General features: G+C 64.7%; 19 protein-coding genes. 4 read left to right on the forward strand and 15 right to left on the reverse strand.

Annotated elements, in window-relative coordinates:
• Positions 1 to 119 precede the first annotated feature (119 nt).
• The 5 genes from rpsR to SY1_RS11355 all read right to left on the reverse strand — a co-directional run bounded on the left by rpsR (position 120) and on the right by SY1_RS11355 (position 3,005).
• Positions 120 to 398: a 30S ribosomal protein S18 gene (gene rpsR, locus SY1_RS11335; RefSeq protein WP_015557100.1), complete on the reverse strand. Its 279-nt coding sequence runs from the start codon at positions 396 to 398 to the stop codon at positions 120 to 122.
• A gap of 95 nt (positions 399 to 493) precedes the next feature.
• Positions 494 to 1,021 (reverse strand): single-stranded DNA-binding protein, encoded by a 528-nt coding sequence (locus tag SY1_RS11340; RefSeq protein WP_015557101.1) that lies wholly within the window; start codon positions 1,019 to 1,021, stop codon positions 494 to 496.
• 14 nt (positions 1,022 to 1,035) lie between these two features.
• On the reverse strand, positions 1,036 to 1,374 hold the full coding sequence (gene rpsF, locus SY1_RS11345) for a 30S ribosomal protein S6 (protein ID WP_279369737.1): 339 nt from the start codon (positions 1,372 to 1,374) through the stop codon (positions 1,036 to 1,038).
• Between the two features lie 32 nt (positions 1,375 to 1,406).
• Complete coding sequence (locus SY1_RS11350; protein ID WP_015557102.1) at positions 1,407 to 1,685, reverse strand: glutaredoxin family protein; 279 nt, start codon at positions 1,683 to 1,685, stop codon at positions 1,407 to 1,409.
• A 111-nt stretch (positions 1,686 to 1,796) separates the two neighbouring features.
• Positions 1,797 to 3,005, reverse strand: coding sequence for a M26 family metallopeptidase (locus tag SY1_RS11355; RefSeq protein ID WP_208873839.1), 1,209 nt, complete (start codon positions 3,003 to 3,005; stop codon positions 1,797 to 1,799).
• A 482-nt stretch (positions 3,006 to 3,487) separates the two neighbouring features.
• On the opposite strand from SY1_RS11355, the gene SY1_RS11360 reads away from it, so the two are divergent.
• From SY1_RS11360 to SY1_RS11370, 3 genes are read left to right on the forward strand one after another with little or no spacing between them, the layout of a single operon-like run.
• Positions 3,488 to 4,090 carry a DUF4234 domain-containing protein gene (locus SY1_RS11360; RefSeq protein WP_015557103.1) on the forward strand — a complete coding sequence of 201 codons (603 nt, stop codon included), beginning with the start codon at positions 3,488 to 3,490 and terminating at the stop codon, positions 4,088 to 4,090.
• 50 nt (positions 4,091 to 4,140) lie between these two features.
• On the forward strand, positions 4,141 to 5,355 hold the full coding sequence (locus SY1_RS11365) for an SPFH domain-containing protein (RefSeq protein WP_015557104.1): 1,215 nt from the start codon (positions 4,141 to 4,143) through the stop codon (positions 5,353 to 5,355).
• Between the two features lie 30 nt (positions 5,356 to 5,385).
• Positions 5,386 to 6,135, forward strand: coding sequence for a hypothetical protein (locus tag SY1_RS11370; RefSeq protein WP_015557105.1), 750 nt, complete (start codon positions 5,386 to 5,388; stop codon positions 6,133 to 6,135).
• 78 nt (positions 6,136 to 6,213) lie between these two features.
• Here SY1_RS11370 and SY1_RS11375 read toward each other — a convergent pair whose 3' ends face one another.
• Genes SY1_RS11375 through SY1_RS11385 form a run of 3 tightly spaced genes read right to left on the reverse strand, consistent with a single transcriptional unit; the run spans position 6,214 to position 9,743 of the window.
• Entirely contained in the window at positions 6,214 to 7,890 is a 1,677-nt protein-coding gene (locus tag SY1_RS11375) for a formate--tetrahydrofolate ligase (RefSeq protein ID WP_015557106.1), read from the reverse strand.
• 60 nt (positions 7,891 to 7,950) lie between these two features.
• Positions 7,951 to 8,844 carry a tetratricopeptide repeat protein gene (locus tag SY1_RS11380; RefSeq protein ID WP_015557107.1) on the reverse strand — a complete coding sequence of 298 codons (894 nt, stop codon included), beginning with the start codon at positions 8,842 to 8,844 and terminating at the stop codon, positions 7,951 to 7,953.
• 50 nt (positions 8,845 to 8,894) lie between these two features.
• Positions 8,895 to 9,743, reverse strand: a complete 849-nt coding sequence (locus tag SY1_RS11385) for a hypothetical protein (RefSeq protein ID WP_015557108.1) — start codon at positions 9,741 to 9,743, stop codon at positions 8,895 to 8,897.
• A 220-nt stretch (positions 9,744 to 9,963) separates the two neighbouring features.
• On the opposite strand from SY1_RS11385, the gene SY1_RS11390 reads away from it, so the two are divergent.
• A complete protein-coding gene (locus SY1_RS11390) occupies positions 9,964 to 10,335 on the forward strand; it encodes a hypothetical protein (RefSeq protein ID WP_015557109.1) in 372 nt (123 codons plus the stop codon).
• Between the two features lie 99 nt (positions 10,336 to 10,434).
• On the opposite strand, the gene SY1_RS11395 is transcribed toward SY1_RS11390, so the two are convergent.
• From SY1_RS11395 to SY1_RS11425, 7 genes are all read right to left on the reverse strand, one after another.
• Entirely contained in the window at positions 10,435 to 11,220 is a 786-nt protein-coding gene (locus tag SY1_RS11395; RefSeq protein WP_015557110.1) for a M48 family metallopeptidase, read from the reverse strand.
• An 83-nt stretch (positions 11,221 to 11,303) separates the two neighbouring features.
• On the reverse strand, positions 11,304 to 11,891 hold the full coding sequence (plsY, locus tag SY1_RS11400; RefSeq protein ID WP_341524235.1) for a glycerol-3-phosphate 1-O-acyltransferase PlsY: 588 nt from the start codon (positions 11,889 to 11,891) through the stop codon (positions 11,304 to 11,306).
• A 54-nt stretch (positions 11,892 to 11,945) separates the two neighbouring features.
• A complete protein-coding gene (locus SY1_RS11405) occupies positions 11,946 to 13,025 on the reverse strand; it encodes a RelA/SpoT domain-containing protein (RefSeq protein ID WP_208873840.1) in 1,080 nt (359 codons plus the stop codon).
• 327 nt (positions 13,026 to 13,352) lie between these two features.
• Positions 13,353 to 14,354 (reverse strand): polysaccharide pyruvyl transferase CsaB, encoded by a 1,002-nt coding sequence (gene csaB / locus SY1_RS11410; protein ID WP_015557111.1) that lies wholly within the window; start codon positions 14,352 to 14,354, stop codon positions 13,353 to 13,355.
• On the reverse strand, positions 14,351 to 16,240 hold the full coding sequence (locus tag SY1_RS11415; protein WP_015557112.1) for a DUF5693 family protein: 1,890 nt from the start codon (positions 16,238 to 16,240) through the stop codon (positions 14,351 to 14,353). The genes csaB and SY1_RS11415 overlap by 4 nt, the downstream gene beginning before the upstream one ends.
• Before the next feature lie 21 nt (positions 16,241 to 16,261).
• Positions 16,262 to 16,909 carry a Maf family protein gene (locus SY1_RS11420; RefSeq protein WP_015557113.1) on the reverse strand — a complete coding sequence of 216 codons (648 nt, stop codon included), beginning with the start codon at positions 16,907 to 16,909 and terminating at the stop codon, positions 16,262 to 16,264.
• A gap of 10 nt (positions 16,910 to 16,919) precedes the next feature.
• Positions 16,920 to 17,720: an undecaprenyl-diphosphate phosphatase gene (locus SY1_RS11425; protein ID WP_243440684.1), complete on the reverse strand. Its 801-nt coding sequence runs from the start codon at positions 17,718 to 17,720 to the stop codon at positions 16,920 to 16,922.
• Positions 17,721 to 17,740: the final 20 nt, after the last annotated feature.

Raw genomic sequence — 17,740 nt, forward strand, 5'->3', positions numbered from 1 at the left:
CCCGGCATAGTCCACCCCCTTCAAGGAATGAAAAAGGGAGAGCCCTGTGGCTTCTCCCCATGAAATTTCAGCCGACATCCCGTCAAAGAACAGATGCCCCCTCGCGCAACAGGAGAGGATCAGTCCAGCGAGTAAGGCAGGAGCGCCATGTAGCGCGCCCTCTTGATGGCCTCGGTCAAAAGCCTCTGGTGCTTTGCGCAGTTCCCCGTGACGCGGCGCGGAACGATCTTTCCCCGCTCGCTGATGTACTTGCGCAGCTTCTCAACGTCTTTGTAGTCGACCTTTTCCTGCTTCTCAACGCAGTAATAGCAGAACTTGGGGCGTCGTTTGGAGCCCCTGCGCATACCGCCGCGCGGCGCGGCGGCGCCTGCGGGCCTGCTCTCCCTCTCTCCGTTCATCTAAGATATCCTCCTTAAAAATCCCCACGGACCGCCGACAGAGGAGCGCTTGCCCGGACAGGCAGCTCCCACGAAGGTCCTCTCGGACGCCCTCGTCAAAAGGGGATGTCCGATTCGGCGCTCTTGTTGGCGTCCTTTTCCATCTCCGCAAAATCCATCGGGAAGTCGTCGCTGAACCCCTTCTCGTGGATGCTCTTGCCGAAATCCTCGTCGCTGGAGAAGGAGGACGGCGAGGAGGAATCGGGGGCAGCCTGGGGGTCGTAGGGGACCCCCTCGTCCGAGGTCCTCTTTCCACCCACGAAGACGACCTCCCCCGCCTCCACCTCCGTCACGTATTTCTTCCCGGACCCGTCGCGCGCGTCGTAGCTGCGCGAACGTATCCGGCCCTCCACGAGGACGCCGCTTCCCTTCTTGAGGTAGCGGCCGCAGCGCTCCGCCAGAGGGCCCCAGGCGACGACGGATATAAAGTCCGTTCCATCCTGATACTCCCCGCTCTTGTTCTTCCACGCATAGCCGACCGCCACGGTGAAACGGGCCCACGCCCGCCTCTCCACCGTGTAGCGAACGTCTGGATCGCGGGCGAGATTGCCCATAAGAACCACTTTATTGAACCCTCTGGCCATGGCCGTTCCCTCCCCTACTCGTCCAAAAGGATGATCATCTGACGATAGACGTTGGAACGCAATCCAAGGATACGGCGCAGCTCAAAGGTCGCCGCCGGCTCAAGGTCAAAATTGAAGAGCACGTAGTTCCCCTCGGATTTCTTCTGAATGGGGTAGGCCAGCGCCTTCTTTCCCCAGACATCCGTCTGGGTCACGTTGCCTCCCAGACTGCGCACGACTTCCTCGATCTTGCCGACCTCCTCCTTGGGGTCCTCAAGTTCAGCGCTAAGGATGGTCAACATCTCGTAATGCCGCACGTCTGTCACCTCCTCCCTGTGGTCTGATGGCCTCTTCCGGAAGAAGAGGCAGGGCATAAAACTTTTTTATTATAACGACAGACAGAGGTTTACGCAAGCGCCGCTTCAAAGACGCGCTTGACGTTGGTCTTGCACTCCTCGTACTCCTCTCCTTTATGCGCCTCGTACAGCTTCTCCGAACCGATGAACATCGTCGGCACGCTGTAGTAATCGTACTTCTCAGCCACCTCCGGGCGCTCGCTCTCCTCCACCCAATCCATCTCGATCGCCCGATACCGGGCATCCCCGGCCTTCAGTTCATCCATGGCCCTCCGGGCGTTCTTGCAATAGGGGCAGGCCTCAAGGTAAAAAAACGTGACCTTCTTCATCGCTGCAGCGCACCTCCCCAAATTCCGGACAAATTATGGATCACAACTCATATGACTCATATGAACGAAGGGGACGGCTCCAAAAGGCCGCCTCCTCTGTTTTCTCACGAATTATTTTTCGCTCTCGTTTCCGATCTCGCGGCCGCTCTTGAGCCCGGCATGTACAACCACGGACGGCTGGCAGTTCGTGTACCTGCCGCCGACGTAGCGACCGATCAGTCCCCCCACGATATCGCCGCCCCGAACCTCCTCGTCCGACGTGCAGTGATCCAGCAGCCCCTTCTCCATCTGCCCGGTGACCCCGCCGACGTTGGCCCTGCCGTTCACGGAGGCCGTCGAGAGACAGCGCATGGCAGTCCCCCCACGCCACAGGCCGAACGCGCCGCCGACCTGATTCGTCCCCATGACGTTGCCCTGGACCGAGGCGTCTTTCACCGTGCCCTGGGCATTGAACCCCAGAACTCCCCCCACGTTCTCCACGCCCTCCACGTTGCCGTCAAAGGCCACGGATTGAAACTGGATGGGACCGGCCGCGGCCCCCGCCACGCCGCCGACGTTTTCCGTTCCGGCGACGGTGCAGCGCTCGACTGCAGCATTCTGAAGGAGCCCGGCCTGAAACGTCCCCGCCATGGCCCCCACGTTCTCACGCCCCTCGATGCTGCTGCCGGAGACGGAGACGTTCATCAGGACGGATCCGAACGCGCCGCCGGCGATGCCGCCCGCACTGGCCCCCGCGCCCTTTACCCTGCCGATGAACTCCGAGTGCAGGAGGCGGCACTCCATCGCGTTGCCGATCATGCCGCCCACGTTCTGGCTGCCGGCGACGGAGCCGGACACGGAGACGTTCTTCACCGTGGACTTCTGCGCGGCACCGGCCAGGATCCCGACCTCCGTCACTCCGTTCACCTCGGCGTCCTCAACGGTGAGGTTGCAGACGTAGGCTCCCGAGAGCGTGCCGAACAGGCCCACCGGGTCCTTCCCCGCGTGTTTCAGCGACAGGCCGCTGATCGTGTGCCCATTGCCGTCAAAGACGCCGCTGAACGCCAGGGTTCTACCGATGCGCGAGAAGCCGATGGGAACCCAGGCCCTTCCTCCAAGGTCCACGTTGGCGGTCAGCCGAACGTACTTGCCCGCGTAGTTCCTCCCGCCATTGACCAAAGCGGCAAAGGCGCGAAGCTGCGCCTCCGTGCCGATGGTCCATGGGCTCTTTGCGGTGCCCCGCCCTCCCGTGAAGGGGGAGACCGCCTTTCGTTTGCCGGCCTCTCTCCTGCGTAGCCTCGCCTTCCGCACCGTCCTCTTTCCGTCAGGCGTCCTGGTCACAACCCGTGGAGCGCCCTCGGCGGAGACAGGGGCAAGCTCAGGCAACACAAAGGTGAAACTCAGAACGCATAAAAGACAGAGAGCAAAGCCAACCCTCATCAGGCCCTTTCCCGCTTTTCCCTCACGCGGCGATCTCTCGACAGACACCATCGACCTTGACATCCTTTCGCTTTATATTTTGAAACTCAAAAGCTCAAGACCACCTTGCACTCCATTTCGATCAAGGCATTCTCTTTACTATTTTATCCCAACTCAGGCGATCTTTGGGCACTCCACCATACGAATTTCCGTCGTTCGTTCTCGCCATCTCGTCCCCTTCACGATTTTGTTTTCAATACGGCAGGAAAAACCACCCATGAAAACGCAACTCAATATTGACATAACCCCCGCCGTTCTGCAAAATAAAGCGGCGAAACGCGGACGAAAATAGGTGTCGCGGCGCGGGCCTCGCCCGTTCAGCAATTTTTAGGAGGAAAACGACGATGATCTGTCAGCACTGCGGAGCCCCTCTGGAAGCGGGAATAGAGCTCTGTTCCTTCTGCGGCTCCCCGACGCCCTACGACGAGATGCTCCTGGACGAAAAGATCCAGCGGAAACAGGCACTTCAGCGGAAGAAGAAGCTGGCAGGGCTCGCCGCCATCAAGCACGTCTCAGACCTGTCCCTGCCCTTCCTATGGATCGCGACCATGGGCATCTACAGCCCCGTCTGGTATCTGACGAGGGCACGATCGCTGAACCGCATGAACTCCCCCAAAAAACTGCCCGCCTTCGCCACGATCGTCCAGCTGGTCCTCTACCTCGGCGCCCTGAGCCTTCCAGGTGCCTGGGAGGGGATCGGGGTAGACGCCGAGACGGCCTCGGCATACAACCACTGCGTGTTCGGCGCAAGCTTCTTTCTCTCCATCTGGCTGGCCTTCCGCGTCAAGGACATCCTTCAGGCCCATGCCGCCCAATACCTCGATAAGGCCGTCGTCGTTCACACCATCGCGCCGTCGGCGGCCCTTCTCGTCGTCTTCGGGCCCCTCTACCTTCAAACCCAAATCAACAAGATGATCTTCATGGAGCTCTTGAAGCCCGCCGTCTAGGCGCGGCAGGCAAACTTAAAAATTTATCGAGAATGGAGTGACGGCCCATCATGGCTTTGCTACAGATCGTACAGTGGAATGAGAAGATCGACAGCGGCGACGTCTTCGCGTGGCGTTGGACGGACGCCAGGGACCCGGTGCGGAGCAACGAGTTGGGGAACTGGACTCAGCTGATCGTCCAGGAGACTCAGGAGGCGATCCTCTTTCGCGACGGGCAGGCGCTGGACCTCTTCGGTCCCGGACGCTACACGCTCTCCACCGAGAACGTTCCCATCCTGCGGCACCTCATCAACCTGCCCACGGGAGGCGAGAGCCCCTTCAAGGCGTGGGTGTGGTTCATCAACAAGGTGAACGTGCTGGACGTGAAGTGGGGAACGCAGACCCCCATCCTGCTCCGCGACCCCGAATACCAGGTCCCGCTGCCCGTCCGGGCCTACGGCCAGTTCGGCATCCGCGTCAAGGAGAGCCGGCAGTTCCTGCTCAAGCTGGCGGGCACCCGCGTGCAGATCACCCGCGAGGACCTGGTGAACTCGTTCCGGGGGCTCCTGCTGAGCCGCATCGGCGACATGATCGCCACTTATATATCGCAGAAGAAGATCACCATCTTCGACATCAACGCCTACCTCCAGGACATGTCGGACGAGGCGACGGAAGCCCTGCGCCCCGCGTTCGACGAATACGGCATCGAGTCCGTAAATTTCTTCTTCGGCTCCATCAACGTCCCGGACGACGACGAGGCCGTTAAGGACCTGAAGCGGGCGATGAGCGAGCGGGCGCGCATGGACCTGAAGGGGTACAGCTACCAGCAGGAGCGCTCCTTCGACGTGCTGGAGGCGACGGCGCAGAACACCGGAGACGGCGGCGGGGGGTCCCTGATGGCTGCGGGCGTCGGCCTGGGTGCAGGCATGGGGCTTGGCGGCGCCATCGGACAGATGGCCGCCCAGATGGGGCAGTACGTCACCCAGGGCACCCAACCCGCCAGCCCGCCCGTAGCCTCTGCGGCCTCGGAAGCAAGCTGCCCCAGGTGCGGCAAGCCCTGCCCCCCCGCAAGCTCCTTCTGCCCTGCGTGCGGGGCGCGGCTTGCGGAGGAGGAGAACCAGGCCCCGGCCTCCACGCGCAACTGCCCGAAGTGCGGCAAGCCCTGCGCGGAGGACGGCAAGTTCTGCCCACATTGCGGACTGCCGCTCTCCTGCCCCAACTGCGGAACGCGGCTCGAAGCGGCGTCGAAATTCTGCCCGGAGTGCGGGAAATCACTTCTGCCGTAAGCGGCATTCGTCACGAAAGGAAGGATCGCCATGAGCATCAAAAGCGCTATCGACAAGCTACACCAGGCTTTTAACCTCGTCCTCGCCTTTTCCCTCATCGCCGTCACGGCGGGCGTCTTCATCTTCTTCCTCACGACGCCGGAGGAGCGGGGAACGACGTTTTGGATATCCATGGTCTCCCTCGCCTTTGCGCTGATCCTGGGCCTGCTCTTCTCCTCAAAGGTCGCGCTTTCCGACGGGCGGGAGGCGCCGGGCAACTTCTCCCACCTGATCGTCGTGGCGGCCTACTTCATCTTTGTCGTCGGGGCCTCCATCGCCAACGTCTACCTTCACTTCTCGACGACGACGTACTTCCTGATCCACGTCGGAGGGGCAGCGGCCTTCCTCCTCCCCCTCCTCCTGATCCACATGGCGATGCTGAAGCCCGGGGGCGCGGACCGCAGGGACCAGAGGGAGGGACGCCTGAGCCTCTCGCTCAAGGCAAGCCACCTCCAGGACCTGGTCAAGAACCTCGAGTTCTCCCTCAACCTGCCCGGAGAGGATTTCTCCCCCCTCCTTCGCCTGGCGGACTCCCTTCAGTACGCGGACCCCACCCCGGCCTCCAGGAGCACGGAAAATGTCCTGATCGGCGCCCTGAGCGCCCTGGATGGGGCCGTCGCTGCCCTCACGAACGGCACGGAGGCGGATCGGGTCGAAAAGTGGCAGGCGGTGCTGGCAGCCTGCCACGCCGCGGAGAGCGCCCTGAAACAGCGCAACATGGAGGTTATCAACGCAAAATAGCGTTGTGGCCCTGAGGTTCCCTCAGGGCCACAACGTTTCCGCGTCCGGCGACGGGCCGTTTCCGCTTCAAAAGCGGGATCAGAACAGGCCCGTGATCTTTCCGTGCTCGTCCACGTCGATGGAGAGCGCCGCGGGCTTCTTGGGCAGGCCGGGCATCGTCATGATCTCTCCCGTGACCGCCACCAGGAACCCGGCTCCAGCGGAGAGGCGCACCTCGCGCACCGTGATGCGGAAGCCGCTGGGACGCCCCACCTTCGTCGCGTCGTCCGAGAAGGAGTACTGCGTCTTGGCCATGCAGACCAGAAGGTCGTCCTTGCCCAACTCGTGGATGACCTGAAGGTCCTTTTCGGCCTGAGGCGTGAAGTCCACGCCCTCCGCCCCGTAGATCTCACGCGCGATGGCCTCCATCTTCTCCTTCGGGCTCATCTTCGCGTCGTAGATGAACTTGAAGTGCGAGGGCTTCTCGCAGGCTTCAACGACCTTCTGCGCCAGCTCCCTGCCGCCCTCGCCGCCCTTTTCCCAAACCTCGGACAGCGCGAAGGAGGCGCCCAGCTCCTTGCACTTCGCCTCCACCAGGGCAAGCTCCGCCTCGGTGTCCAGCGGGAAGCGGTTGATCGCCACCACCACGGGCAGGCCGAACTTCTGAACGTTCTCGATGTGCTTCTGCAGGTTGGGGATCCCCGCCTCCAGCGCCTTCAGGTCCTCGGTGCCCAGCTCCTTCTTGCTGCGGCCACCGTGCATCTTGAGCGCGCGCACCGTGGCGACCACGACGACCGCATCGGGCTTCAGCCCCGCGACGCGGCACTTGATGTCCAGGAACTTCTCAGCTCCGAGGTCTGCGCCGAACCCGGCCTCCGTCACCAGGTAATCCGCCGACTTCAGGCCCAGCCGCGTCGCCTGCACGCTGTTGCACCCATGGGCGATGTTGGCGAAGGGGCCACCGTGGATGAACGCGGGCGTTCCCTCAAGCGTCTGCACCAGGTTGGGCTTGATGGCATCCTTCATCAGGGCGGCCATGGCGCCAGCCGCGCCGATGTCGCCCGCCGTAACGGGCTTTCCGTCATAGGTGTAGGCCAGGACCATCTTCTTAAAGCGTTCCTTCAGGTCCGTCAGGTCCATGGACAGGCACAGGATCGCCATGACCTCCGAGGCGACCGTGATGTCGAAGCCGTTCTCGCGCGGCACGCCGTTCGCCTTCCCGCCAAGCCCGATGACGATGTTGCGCAGCGCGCGCTCGTTCAGGTCCATCACGCGGCGGAACACGACGCGGCGCGGGTCGATGTTCAGCTCGTTACCCTGCTGAAGGTGGTTGTCCAGCATGGCGGCGCAGAGGTTGTGCGCCGTGGTGATGGCGTGCAGGTCGCCCGTAAAGTGCAGGTTGATGTCCTCCATCGGGATCACCTGGGCGTAGCCGCCGCCCGCAGCGCCGCCCTTCACGCCGAAGCTGGGCCCTAGTGAGGGCTCGCGAAGCGCCACGCAGGCCCTCTTGCCAATCTTGTTCAACCCATCCGCCAGCCCGACGCTGGTGGTCGTCTTGCCCTCGCCCGCCGGGGTCGGCGTGATCGCCGTGACGAGGACGAGTTTGCCGTCGGGCTTCTTCTCGCGCTCCCTCAGCACCTCAGGGAGCACCTTGGCCTTGTACTTTCCGTAGCACTCCAGTTCGTCCTCTGAGATGCCCAGCTTTTTCGCGACCTCAACAATCGGTTGGGGCCTTGCCGCCTGCGCAATTTCGATGTCGCTCGGTACGTTTGCCATCTGAATCAGTCACTCCGTTTCTCTTAAGGATTTCGGGCGCGTGGCTTCACGCGCCGCCCCTCACTGTCCTGCCAGACAGTGGTGTGCCGCCAACGCCTCGATGACGGCCACGTCGTCGCCCTCCATCGGGAGCTTGCCCATGGCCTCGTATTCCTGCCGTCCGCCAAGGGAGGTCAGGATCTCAAGCATATCACCGCTCTCCTCTCCAAAACGGCCGGAGAGCAAACCAAACAGGATCACCCCGCGGGAGAACCAGTTGAGGAGGTCCCGCGACGTGGACCACACGTCCGCGTAGAGCGAGGCGAAGTTGAAGTCCTCCTCCTCCGCCTCGGAGTCGTCCACGGGCTCCGCAAAGTACCCCAGCATGTAGAAGGGGACGTTCGGGGACATGGTCAGCGCCTCCCAGAACATGCGCGCCGCCGTCCCCCGCTCCGCTCCCTTCGGCCCCAGCATGAAGGCCGCACAGAGCCTGGAATAGGCCCAGCCCAACTGGTGTTCCTCGTCCTGCATCGTCTTGCTGAGGATGAGCTGCCAGGCATTCTGCTCGATCAGTATTCTGTAGTAGAGGCTCTTGACCGCGCCGTTGTCGTCCAGGTCGTGGCGCAGGAGGCGTTCGATCAGCTCCATGGCCCGCTCGTCGTCCCCGACGCCATAGAGCGTGAACGCCATGCGCTGCATCAACGCCAGGGACACGGTCCCCAGGGGGTTGTCCTCGTAGGCCTCCTCACCGACCCCCTCCTCCTTCAGCACCGTCTCCACGGCCTCGAGCGCCCCCTGAAGGATCGACAGGCGCTCCTCGTCGTCCTCCGTCAGGTCGGCGCGCAGCAAGAGCGCCTCCGGATTGTCGGGCTCGATCTCCAGGGCCCGCGTCACCAACGCCTCCACTTCCTCCGCGTCCTCGGACTCATAGGCCCTGTCCAGAAGGGCCTCGACGTCCACTTCATCTTCGCCCATGCAAAAATCACTCTCCTTGAAAGGCAGGCGTCCGCCCCTCTCGCTCTGCCCTACTCGACATCCCAGTGGCCGCCGTTGTCGGGCTTCTTCTCCGGCGTCTCCGGGGCCCTGGTTGCGGGGAGGCTCCTGCGGTTGCCGTTCTCCGCGCCGTTGCCGCCGCGATAACCGCCCAGAGCGTCAAACCGGACCTCGCCGCCCCACAAAAGCCCCCACTGACGCGCCAGGTCCGCAAGGTCACAGGTCTCCGGGCAAAGCCAACCGATGCAGTTCCTGCGGAGTTCCCCGCCGATCCACTGGCGCCGGCGCTTCAGCGCCTGCCAGGTGTACTCCCCCGCCTGCGGCGTGATCTTCTTCCAGCGATCCCCAAGCCACACCCAGGCGCCCTCGCTCCCCGAACGCCAGGCGACCACGGTCCGCGCCATGGGGTCCCCGATGATCCCCATGCGGTCACAGCGGTAGTTCATGATCTTGCAAAATTCGGGATCGTTGACGTATCGGCCGCACAGCCCCGTCGCCGCGATGCGGGTCAGACCGGGGACCTGCCCGGGGACGACGGACCCCACCAGGATACAGGTCGGGACGAGCGCCCCGTCCGGCCCAAGCTGGCCGTACACCCAGCGGTTCTGGGCCGCCTGCGCGACGGGGAAGCCGTCAAAGGTAGCGTACCACCCGGCCGGCAACCCCATGGGCTTCCAAACCTCGAAATTCATGGCGTAGGGCTGTTGATACGCTGCGATCACCGCTCCGCCCTGAGAAAAAGGCCACACCGCAACCCCGACGGGGGACGCAGGACAGGGGCCAGGGTAGACGAAGGACGCCCCGGAGGACGACGCGCCGAAAAACACGAGGCACACCGACGCCGCAACGAGCGCAGCGCTTTTTCTAAACGACCGTCGCATACAAGATCACTCTCCATCATCGTGCGCCGCCCTCGCGTTCAAAAGGGGCGCCTACGGCACCAGAGATGTCGCTCTTATTCATTATACAGGGAATCGCGGAAATCGCACCCGACGCAAGCCCCGTTCTCTCGTTCTTCTCGCGCACTTCCGTCACGTCGATTCGCATCCGATGCTATAATAGGCGCAAAAGGCGATCTGCCGTCGAGGAGGTGAGGAAACGATGCTGAGGGTGGACCGTGAGATGAGCGGCTTCCAGGGTTCGACGCGTACTCCGTCCGGCGCGGGGGAGGTCGTCGAGACCAAGGGGTTCGCCAGCGTCGAGGACGCGCTGAAGCAGGTTGAGGAGGCCAGGGCAAGGACCTCGGAGGCCACGTTTCGGGCGTGGGACCGACACACCGACATGGTGGAAAAATCCCAGAAGCTGAGGCGAATCCGTATGCGACAGGAGGCCATTAAGCGAAGGAATCAGGAGCAGCGGGAGAACAGCCGGGAGCTCATGGCGCAGGTGGCGCTCCAGAACGCCAACCGCACGAAGATGATAGAGGCCGGCGCCATGAAGCGAAAGGCTCAGGAGAGGAACGCCGTCGCGTGACCCCATGTGACGAATTAAACCTGTCCTGAAAAATGCGAGAGAGAAGCGCACGGGCTCAGGCGGGAGTCCGTGCGCTTCTCTTCTCTCAAGGAATAGCGACTACAGCGGTTCGGAGGCCCAGGGGGGCAGTCGGCTCCACGCGGAGCGCAGTTCCTGCCGGTGTCGGTCCGTCTCCGGGTCCATGGACCGGAGCCGGGCGTAGAAGGCCGGGCTGTGATTCATCTCCGCCATGTGGCACAACTCGTGCAGCATGACGTGCCTCACGAGGTCGGGCGACAAAAAGAGGAGCCTGGAGTTCAGGTTGACGTTGTGGCGCACCGAGCAGCTGCCCCAGCGGCTGCGCATCTCCTTCACGAGGACGCGGGCCACGACCAGCCCCTGCTCCGCCGCCAACTCCAGCAGCATGGGCGGCAGCGTTTGCCTTGCACGAAGGCGCACCCACTCCCTCAGGGCCCGTAGCGCCTCCGTCCGGCCGAGGCCCGAAGCCAGGGGGATAACCCCCTCGGAGGCCGACGCACACCCGGCCTCCACGACCTCAACCCGCCACTCCTCGGAGAGGGCCGGGAGGCGCACCACCCCCGGCAGAGCGACGGGGCCCCGCCCCGCGTCGCGAGGGCGCGGGAGGAGCCGGCTCAACCCTCGAAGGATCCAATCCAGGTTTCGCTCCAAAAGGCCCTCCAGGTCCCTCTCCGGCCGGAAGAGACGCGGGACGAGGACGGTGAGGCCACGCTCGTCCACGATCAGGCGGACCGTCCTCCTGCGGGGGGCGCGGTGCAGCGTTCCGGAGAAGCTTCCCCCCGGCCCGCCGCTCAGGTCCGCCGTGAAACGAACGGCACTTCCCCGATCTCCCCGCACGGGGTCGAGAAAGCACCTCACCGTTTCCATGGCTGCCGCACGGCAGGCGCGGTCAGAACGGCCTCGTCAGGGTCGGTCGGAACAGCGTTTTGCGTCAAAGGTCGTCGCCCCCGTCAAACGCGGTTTTCCTTCCCCTGCAGCAGGCGGGAGATGTTGGAGCGGTGACGGAAGATCGAGAGGAGCGCCAGAGCCAGGGCCAGGAGCTGAAACTGCCACGGGGCCCCCAGCATCCAGAAGAAGACGGGCAGCATCAGGAGGGACAGCATGGAGGCCAGGGAGACGTAGCGGGTGCAGGACATGACGCCGTACCATATCGCGCCGCACATCAGGACGATGGCGAAGGAGTTGTAGGGCCAGACGAAGAACATGGTGCCGTAGGTGGTCGCGACGCCCTTTCCTCCGCGGAACTTGAGCCATATCGGGTAGTTGTGTCCGACCACCGCCGCGAAGGCGGAGAGCGCGACGAGCTCGTGGGAGGTCGTTCCGGCGTGCGCAGCCAGCAGGAGCGCCAGCGCCCCCTTGGACATGTCCACGATCGTGACGAAGACCGCCCATCCCTGCCCCAGGGCGCGGCGAACGTTCGTCGCCCCGATGGAGCCCGACCCCACCGTCCGAATGTCGATTCCGCGGGTGAGGCGCACGACGAGATAGCCCGTGGGCAGAGAGCCGATCAAATACGAGATGAGCATCCAAAGCAGCACAACCTGCAAATCCCATTCCCCCCTCCGCAAAAGCGGCCTGCGCGGCAGGCAGGCTCAGTCGATGCCCAAAATGCGATCGTTGCCGCGCTTGATCCCCAGCTTCACGAGGTCCTTGTCCTTCAGGACGTCCCACTTGGAGTTCAGGACCAGCAGGAAAAGAGCGGAGAAGGGGTCCATGCGCCACGAGACGTCCCTGCGCCGGACGTCCATGCGCACGCCCTGAAGCTGCCTCAGCCCCCGGTCGTCCTCCTCCATCTCCCCCAGGAACTCCCGAACGTCGGAGATCGTGTCGATCCCCGCAGCGCGGAAGATCCGACAGAGGCAGCCGAAACTCTCCTTCAGGTAGTCCGAATCCGGAACGAAGGGCGGGAACCCCGCCTTGAGCGCGATGGCGTTCCAGGTACCCAGCAGGCTGGGATCCTCCTTGAAGTAGTGGTACAGCTCATCATCGGTAAAGGTGCGCTCGGCGACAAGCGGCTCCTGGGGCCGCCGCCGGCCCTGCGGCGCGGACGGCACGAGGAGCGCCTCGTCGCCGACCTGCGCGCGAAGGGCCAGGAACCCCTCGTCGGCCTCCTCCAAGAGCGCCGCCAGGCGCACCAGCTTGCGCTTCAGCTTCTTCTCGGAGACCGTGCTGACGTTCAGGTCCACCCTGGGCGCAATGGCGGCCCAGGCGTCCTGGAGCATCGTCCTCAACTCAAGCCGGAAGCTCAGGTTCCTGTACTTCGCCCACTCGCGGAGCGTGGAGCGCGTCTCCGAGAGCGAGAGCGTGTAGACCACCGCAGGATAGCCGAAGCGGAAGGGGTCCTCCAACCCGCTTGAGGGGATGGAGCGCCCCATGTCGACGTCAAACTCCGAACGGACGACCTCCTCGATCTGCTGAACGTCCTCCGGGAAGCGCAAAAGCACCCGCACCGTCACCAGGTCCACCCCTGAGAGGCTGTCCTCGTCCAGCGCGTTCAGGGCTCTGAGCAGCTCGTCCGGCTTCTGCGCCCATCCTTCGATCGCCTGAAACTCCACCCCCTCTCCCTCGATAAGGTCCTGAACCAGATTGCGTATGCGTGAGGCGTACTCCTCGTAAAGGGAGAACTTCTCAACATAACTGATGCCCAGCTCATCAATACGACGTTTGTCCAATACAATCACCGCCAGAGAACGAGTTGCACGCCGCTTTAGCTTCCATGCGCACGAGTCATTTCATCTATTATTGCAAAAATTATGTGGGGCTCGCAAGGCGGTGACCGCCCGTTGCCCCCATTCGATTCGAGGGCGGTCCGCTAAAATGCAATGCCTCACTGAATCGCGGTGCGGTTGACCGGTTCCCCCTGCGAGGACGGGCAAAACGATTTCATCAACGTTCCTTAAGTATAACGCAGGAGGCTCCTAATGAAAAGCACGGATGCGCGTTCCGGCCCATCCGGCTTGAAAATTTGAATTTGAAGATTGGGGAAGGCGGAGGCACCATCATGCCTCCGAAAGCGCCGCCCGACAAAGGGCATCCACGTCCTCGCGAACCTTCTCAGGGGCGATCGGGAGGCGGGGGCGGACCAGCTTCACGGCCCCTTCCGCAGGGTTCCCCACCCCGGAGAGCCCCACCCATTCCGCAAAGGCCGCCGTCTTGGGGTCGTAGGAGAGGAGGGCCAGCGGCGTCCCGTAGATCGCCGACAGGACGGCGAAGTGCAGCCGCATCCCGACGGCGCCCGTCGCCGCGCTCCAGAGGGGCGCGACGTCCGACGCGCTCTCCGCGAGGACCGTGCGCTCGATCCGCAGCCGCCCCATCCGCCTCGCCCCCTCCAGGAGCTCATAGTCCTCCGGCGACATGGCAACGCCCACCCGCTCGCCGTCAAAGGCATCGACGCACGACGCGGCAAGTTCGACGAACCGCTGAGGCCCCGCGACGGGCCTCAGGTTCACGAGGAGCCTCTCCCTCCCCGCAGGGGCCGCGTTTTTTGGCATCTCAAGCGCCAGAGACAGGTCCGCTCCCGGCGTCGCCCGAACCCCCAGGCGCCGTGCCCACTCCATGGAGGGGCCGTCCCGAAGTTGAAGCACCGTGCAGGAGGCGAGCGCCGTCCGGGTCAGCCATCGCGCCGCGTGTCGCCTCAGGGGGCCGATCGACTGCCCCAGGGCCCAGGGGCGCGCCCCACACAGGCACGCCAGACGGACCAGCCCCCAATACCAGAGGCACGAGAGCAGGCTCGTGCTGTCCTGAAAGAGCCCTCCGCCGCCCAAAAGCAGCGTATCGCTGGACCGCAGGACCCCTCGCACGGCGGAAAGGTTCCAGCGGTCCACGGAGTCCGCGCCCAGGATGCAGGACGTCTCAGCCGGGACGCTGGACAGGACCACGACCCGATCGCGCCCGACGCCGCAGCGCTCCAACGCCTCCAGCGAGGCCCGCAACAGGAGCTCGTCCCCCAGGTTGCCGAAGCCGTAATAGCCGGCCAGGGCAACGCGATAGCGGCGGCTCATTCCGCCAACGGGCGCATCGTCCTCAGAAGGGGCAGCATGAGCCAGCGAACGACCGCCACGAGGAGCGCTCCGACCAGCAGCCCGGTCCAGAGCCCGTTGAACTCCCTCAGGAGGATGAACAGGATGGGCGTGTGAAAATGGCAGAAGCTGTTCACGACGGACGAGAAGCCCAGGACCACCCCGATGCGCAGGACCTCCCGATACTGCGCCCAAAGCCCTCTCTTGACGAGGAAGGCCAGGAGCAAGAGACAAGGGTATCCGAGGAAGACCTCCTTGCTTCGGGGCCGCGCGACGAGCAAACGTTCGAGAAATTCGCGCATCCGGGCCTCAAAGCCGGGGATGAACCGAACGTTGTCGCTTCGGAACAGCATGACGGCCAGCCCGACCAGCAGCACCCCGCCGAGCAGGAGCTCCCCCCACAGCGGCGGGCGACGGAGAAGGTCCGTCAGGGACTCCGGGTGGACGCGGTTCCTGAGGTCGTGGACCAGCACCAGGAGCGGCGGCAGGAGGAGCGTCAGCTTCACCCCGGAGAAGGTCTTGAGCCTCAGCATGTAGGACGGGACGCTGAAGAGGGCGGCCAGGGCCAGCCCCCCCACGACGGCAACTCCGAAGGCCTCGACGACCCTCTGCCACAGCGGCGGGCGTCCCTGGAAGTCCAGCGCGGTCAGCGCGGCCTCCGTCACGACGAGGGGGGCGGCGAAGGCCCCGGCCAGGCGGGCTGCCGCGGGGAACTTGAACAGCAGAAGGGCCAGGACCGCGGTCGAGGCGGCAAAGAACGACGCGGCGCGCAGCCCGATCGGCCCCGACGTGCAGGCGTTCATGCGGGCTGCGAGGCGCCAGGACATCAGGAGCAGGAGGGCGGCCAGGGCGACCGCGGGCCAGGGGGCTGCGGCACCCCATCCGCTCCCGAACGCCGGACGGGGCCAACCCATGGTGAAGCCATGGGAGATCAACGTGTCGGCGAGCGCGGCGATCTCCTGAGCCACGTCATCGAAGGTGGCGGTCCCCATGTTCTGGGGGGAAGGGCGCACCACCAGCAGGCGAACGCTCCTTTCCACGGCGGCGCGCAGGAGCCGCTCACGCAGCGCCCGACTTGTGATGTTGCGCGCCATCAACTCCTCGTTGGTGACGCTGTGCAGGGGCAGGAGGAGGGGAAAGGCCGCGGCGTCGAGCGCGCCGGCCCCGACCTGACGAGAGAACTCGACGGAGGCGACGGGGAGGTCGCGCTCATGGGAGACGGAGGCGAGGCCGCTGACGTCGGGATAGCCGGGGACGATCTCCCCTGCCGGGGCGAAGGCGGCGATGGGATAGGCATCCGCCGTCGCCCGAAGCGCGGCCGCGGCGTTTGCCACGAGCCAGCCGAGCGTCTGAGCGGGGCGATAAAAGATGGGGAGCCCAGCCTCCTTTGCCGCATCGAGCCCTTCGACGTCCGGGACGACGCCGACGTTTTTCATCATGTTGATGGGGATCGGCAGGGTCACCGGCCCCGCAGAGAGCGCGTCAGCCGACGCCACCAGGCGGATGCGCAGCCACCGCGACAGGCGTTCGGCGTGTGGGCTCTCCGGCATGATGGAGAGCAGCGTCCCCTGGCCCTCCCCCGCGCCCCGCCTCAGGCTCAGCATCACCGCCGGGCCGATCCCGTTCTCCAGGTCCTCCCCCGTCAGCTCGCTCACCATGAGGCCGCTCAACCCTTTCCCCTTGAGCCGGCTCAGGGCCTCGGAGGTCGAGAGCCCCGCGCTGCGCGCCAGGGGCAGGATCGATCGAAAATCGGTGACGATCGCCACCGTCCGGTTCGCGCCTTCGGCGCGCCATCGCGGCAGCAGGCCGGGGAGGGCACAAGCCACAGCGAACAGGAGCGTCAGCCATAAGAAACAACGACGAGACATCTTCAAACCTCCACTTTACCCTCAGAAACCGAAAGAGCGTTCTTCCACGCAAACGCCGGGCCGGTCCCATCCCAGCATCCCGTTCAGACAAAAGCCGAGGGACTCCATCATCTGGCCAAGGCGACAGAGGGGGAGCCCCACGACGTTGAAGTAGTCTCCCCGAATCTCAGAGACCAAAAGCGCCCCACGCCCCTGTATCGCGTAGGCCCCCGCCTTGTCGTCGCCCTCGCCCGAGGCGGCATAGGCGCGGACGGCCTCCTCGCTCAAGGGGCGAAAGGTGACGGAGGTCCGCTCCACGCAGGAGAGAAGCCGTCCTCGCCAGGAGACGGCGAGCCCGGTCATCACCTCGTGGGTCCGTCCCTGAAGCCTGTGCAGCATCGCGCAGGCCTCGCGGCGATCCGTCGGCTTGCCCAGCGCCAGGCCGTCGATGGCGACGACGGTGTCCGCCGCGACGACGGGGAGGTCGCTGTCCGCAGCGCAGGCCCCGGCCTTGAGGCGGGCGAGGCGCTCGCAGAGCTCCGCCGGCCCTTCCCCCGGACGGTGGGACTCGTCCACGTCCGGCGACAGGACATCGAGGTCCCATCCCAAATCGGACAACAGGGCCCGACGGCGGGGGCTGCTGGAAGCCAGCCTCACGCGCAGGGGCACGACAACAGGTCGCTCCGTCATGAGGTTCCCCCTAAAAGAGGTCCAGGGCCACGAGGATGGCGGCCGATCCGACCAACAGGCAGTAAAGCCCGAAATACGCCCACCGCCCGGACAAGACCAGGCGGCGCAGAAGGCGAAGCGAGAGCCACCCCAGGACAAAGGCCACCGCGGCCGCCCAGGCCCAGCCCTCCGGAAGCGCGGCGACCGTTCCGGCGCGATGGATCTTCAGGAGCTCCAGGAGCGTCGCCCCTAGGACCGCGGGGATGGAGATCAGGAAGGAGAACCGAAAGGCCTCGCCGACCGCAAGCCCCATCAAAAGTCCCGCTGCGATCGTCGCGCCGGAGCGGGAGATTCCGGGCAGGACGGCCGCGCCCTGAGCCAGGCCGACGACGATGGCCGCAGCGGCGCGAAGCCTCCCCTGCCGGTCCGCGAAGAGGGGCGTCAGGGCAAGGATCGTCCCCGTCAGGAGCAGCCCGCCGCCCACGGCGAGGGGCGAGGTCATGGCCCGTTCCACCGTCCCCTTGAGCGGCAGCCCCACCAGGGCGGTCGCGGCCGAGGACAGCAGGATGAACCAGCCCATCCTCCACCCCTCCCGCTCCCGTTCCGCGCTGAAGAGGAGCCCCCGCAGCCATTGTCCGGCGATCGTGACGACGTCCTTCCAAAAGAAGACGAGGACAGCCAGCATGGTGGCGCAGTGCAGGAGGACGTCGAAGGACAGGAGCCCTCCCTGGTCAAGGCCAAAGAATATCTGAAACAGGGCGAGGTGCCCGGAACTGCTGATGGGCAAGAACTCACAGAGCCCCTGCACGGCGCCCAGCACAAGGGTTTCCACGTTAAAAGCCACCGCTGCAT

Origin of the sequence: Fretibacterium fastidiosum (genome assembly GCF_000210715.1) — a bacterium.
In the GTDB taxonomy this organism is placed as follows: domain Bacteria; phylum Synergistota; class Synergistia; order Synergistales; family Aminobacteriaceae; genus Fretibacterium; species Fretibacterium fastidiosum.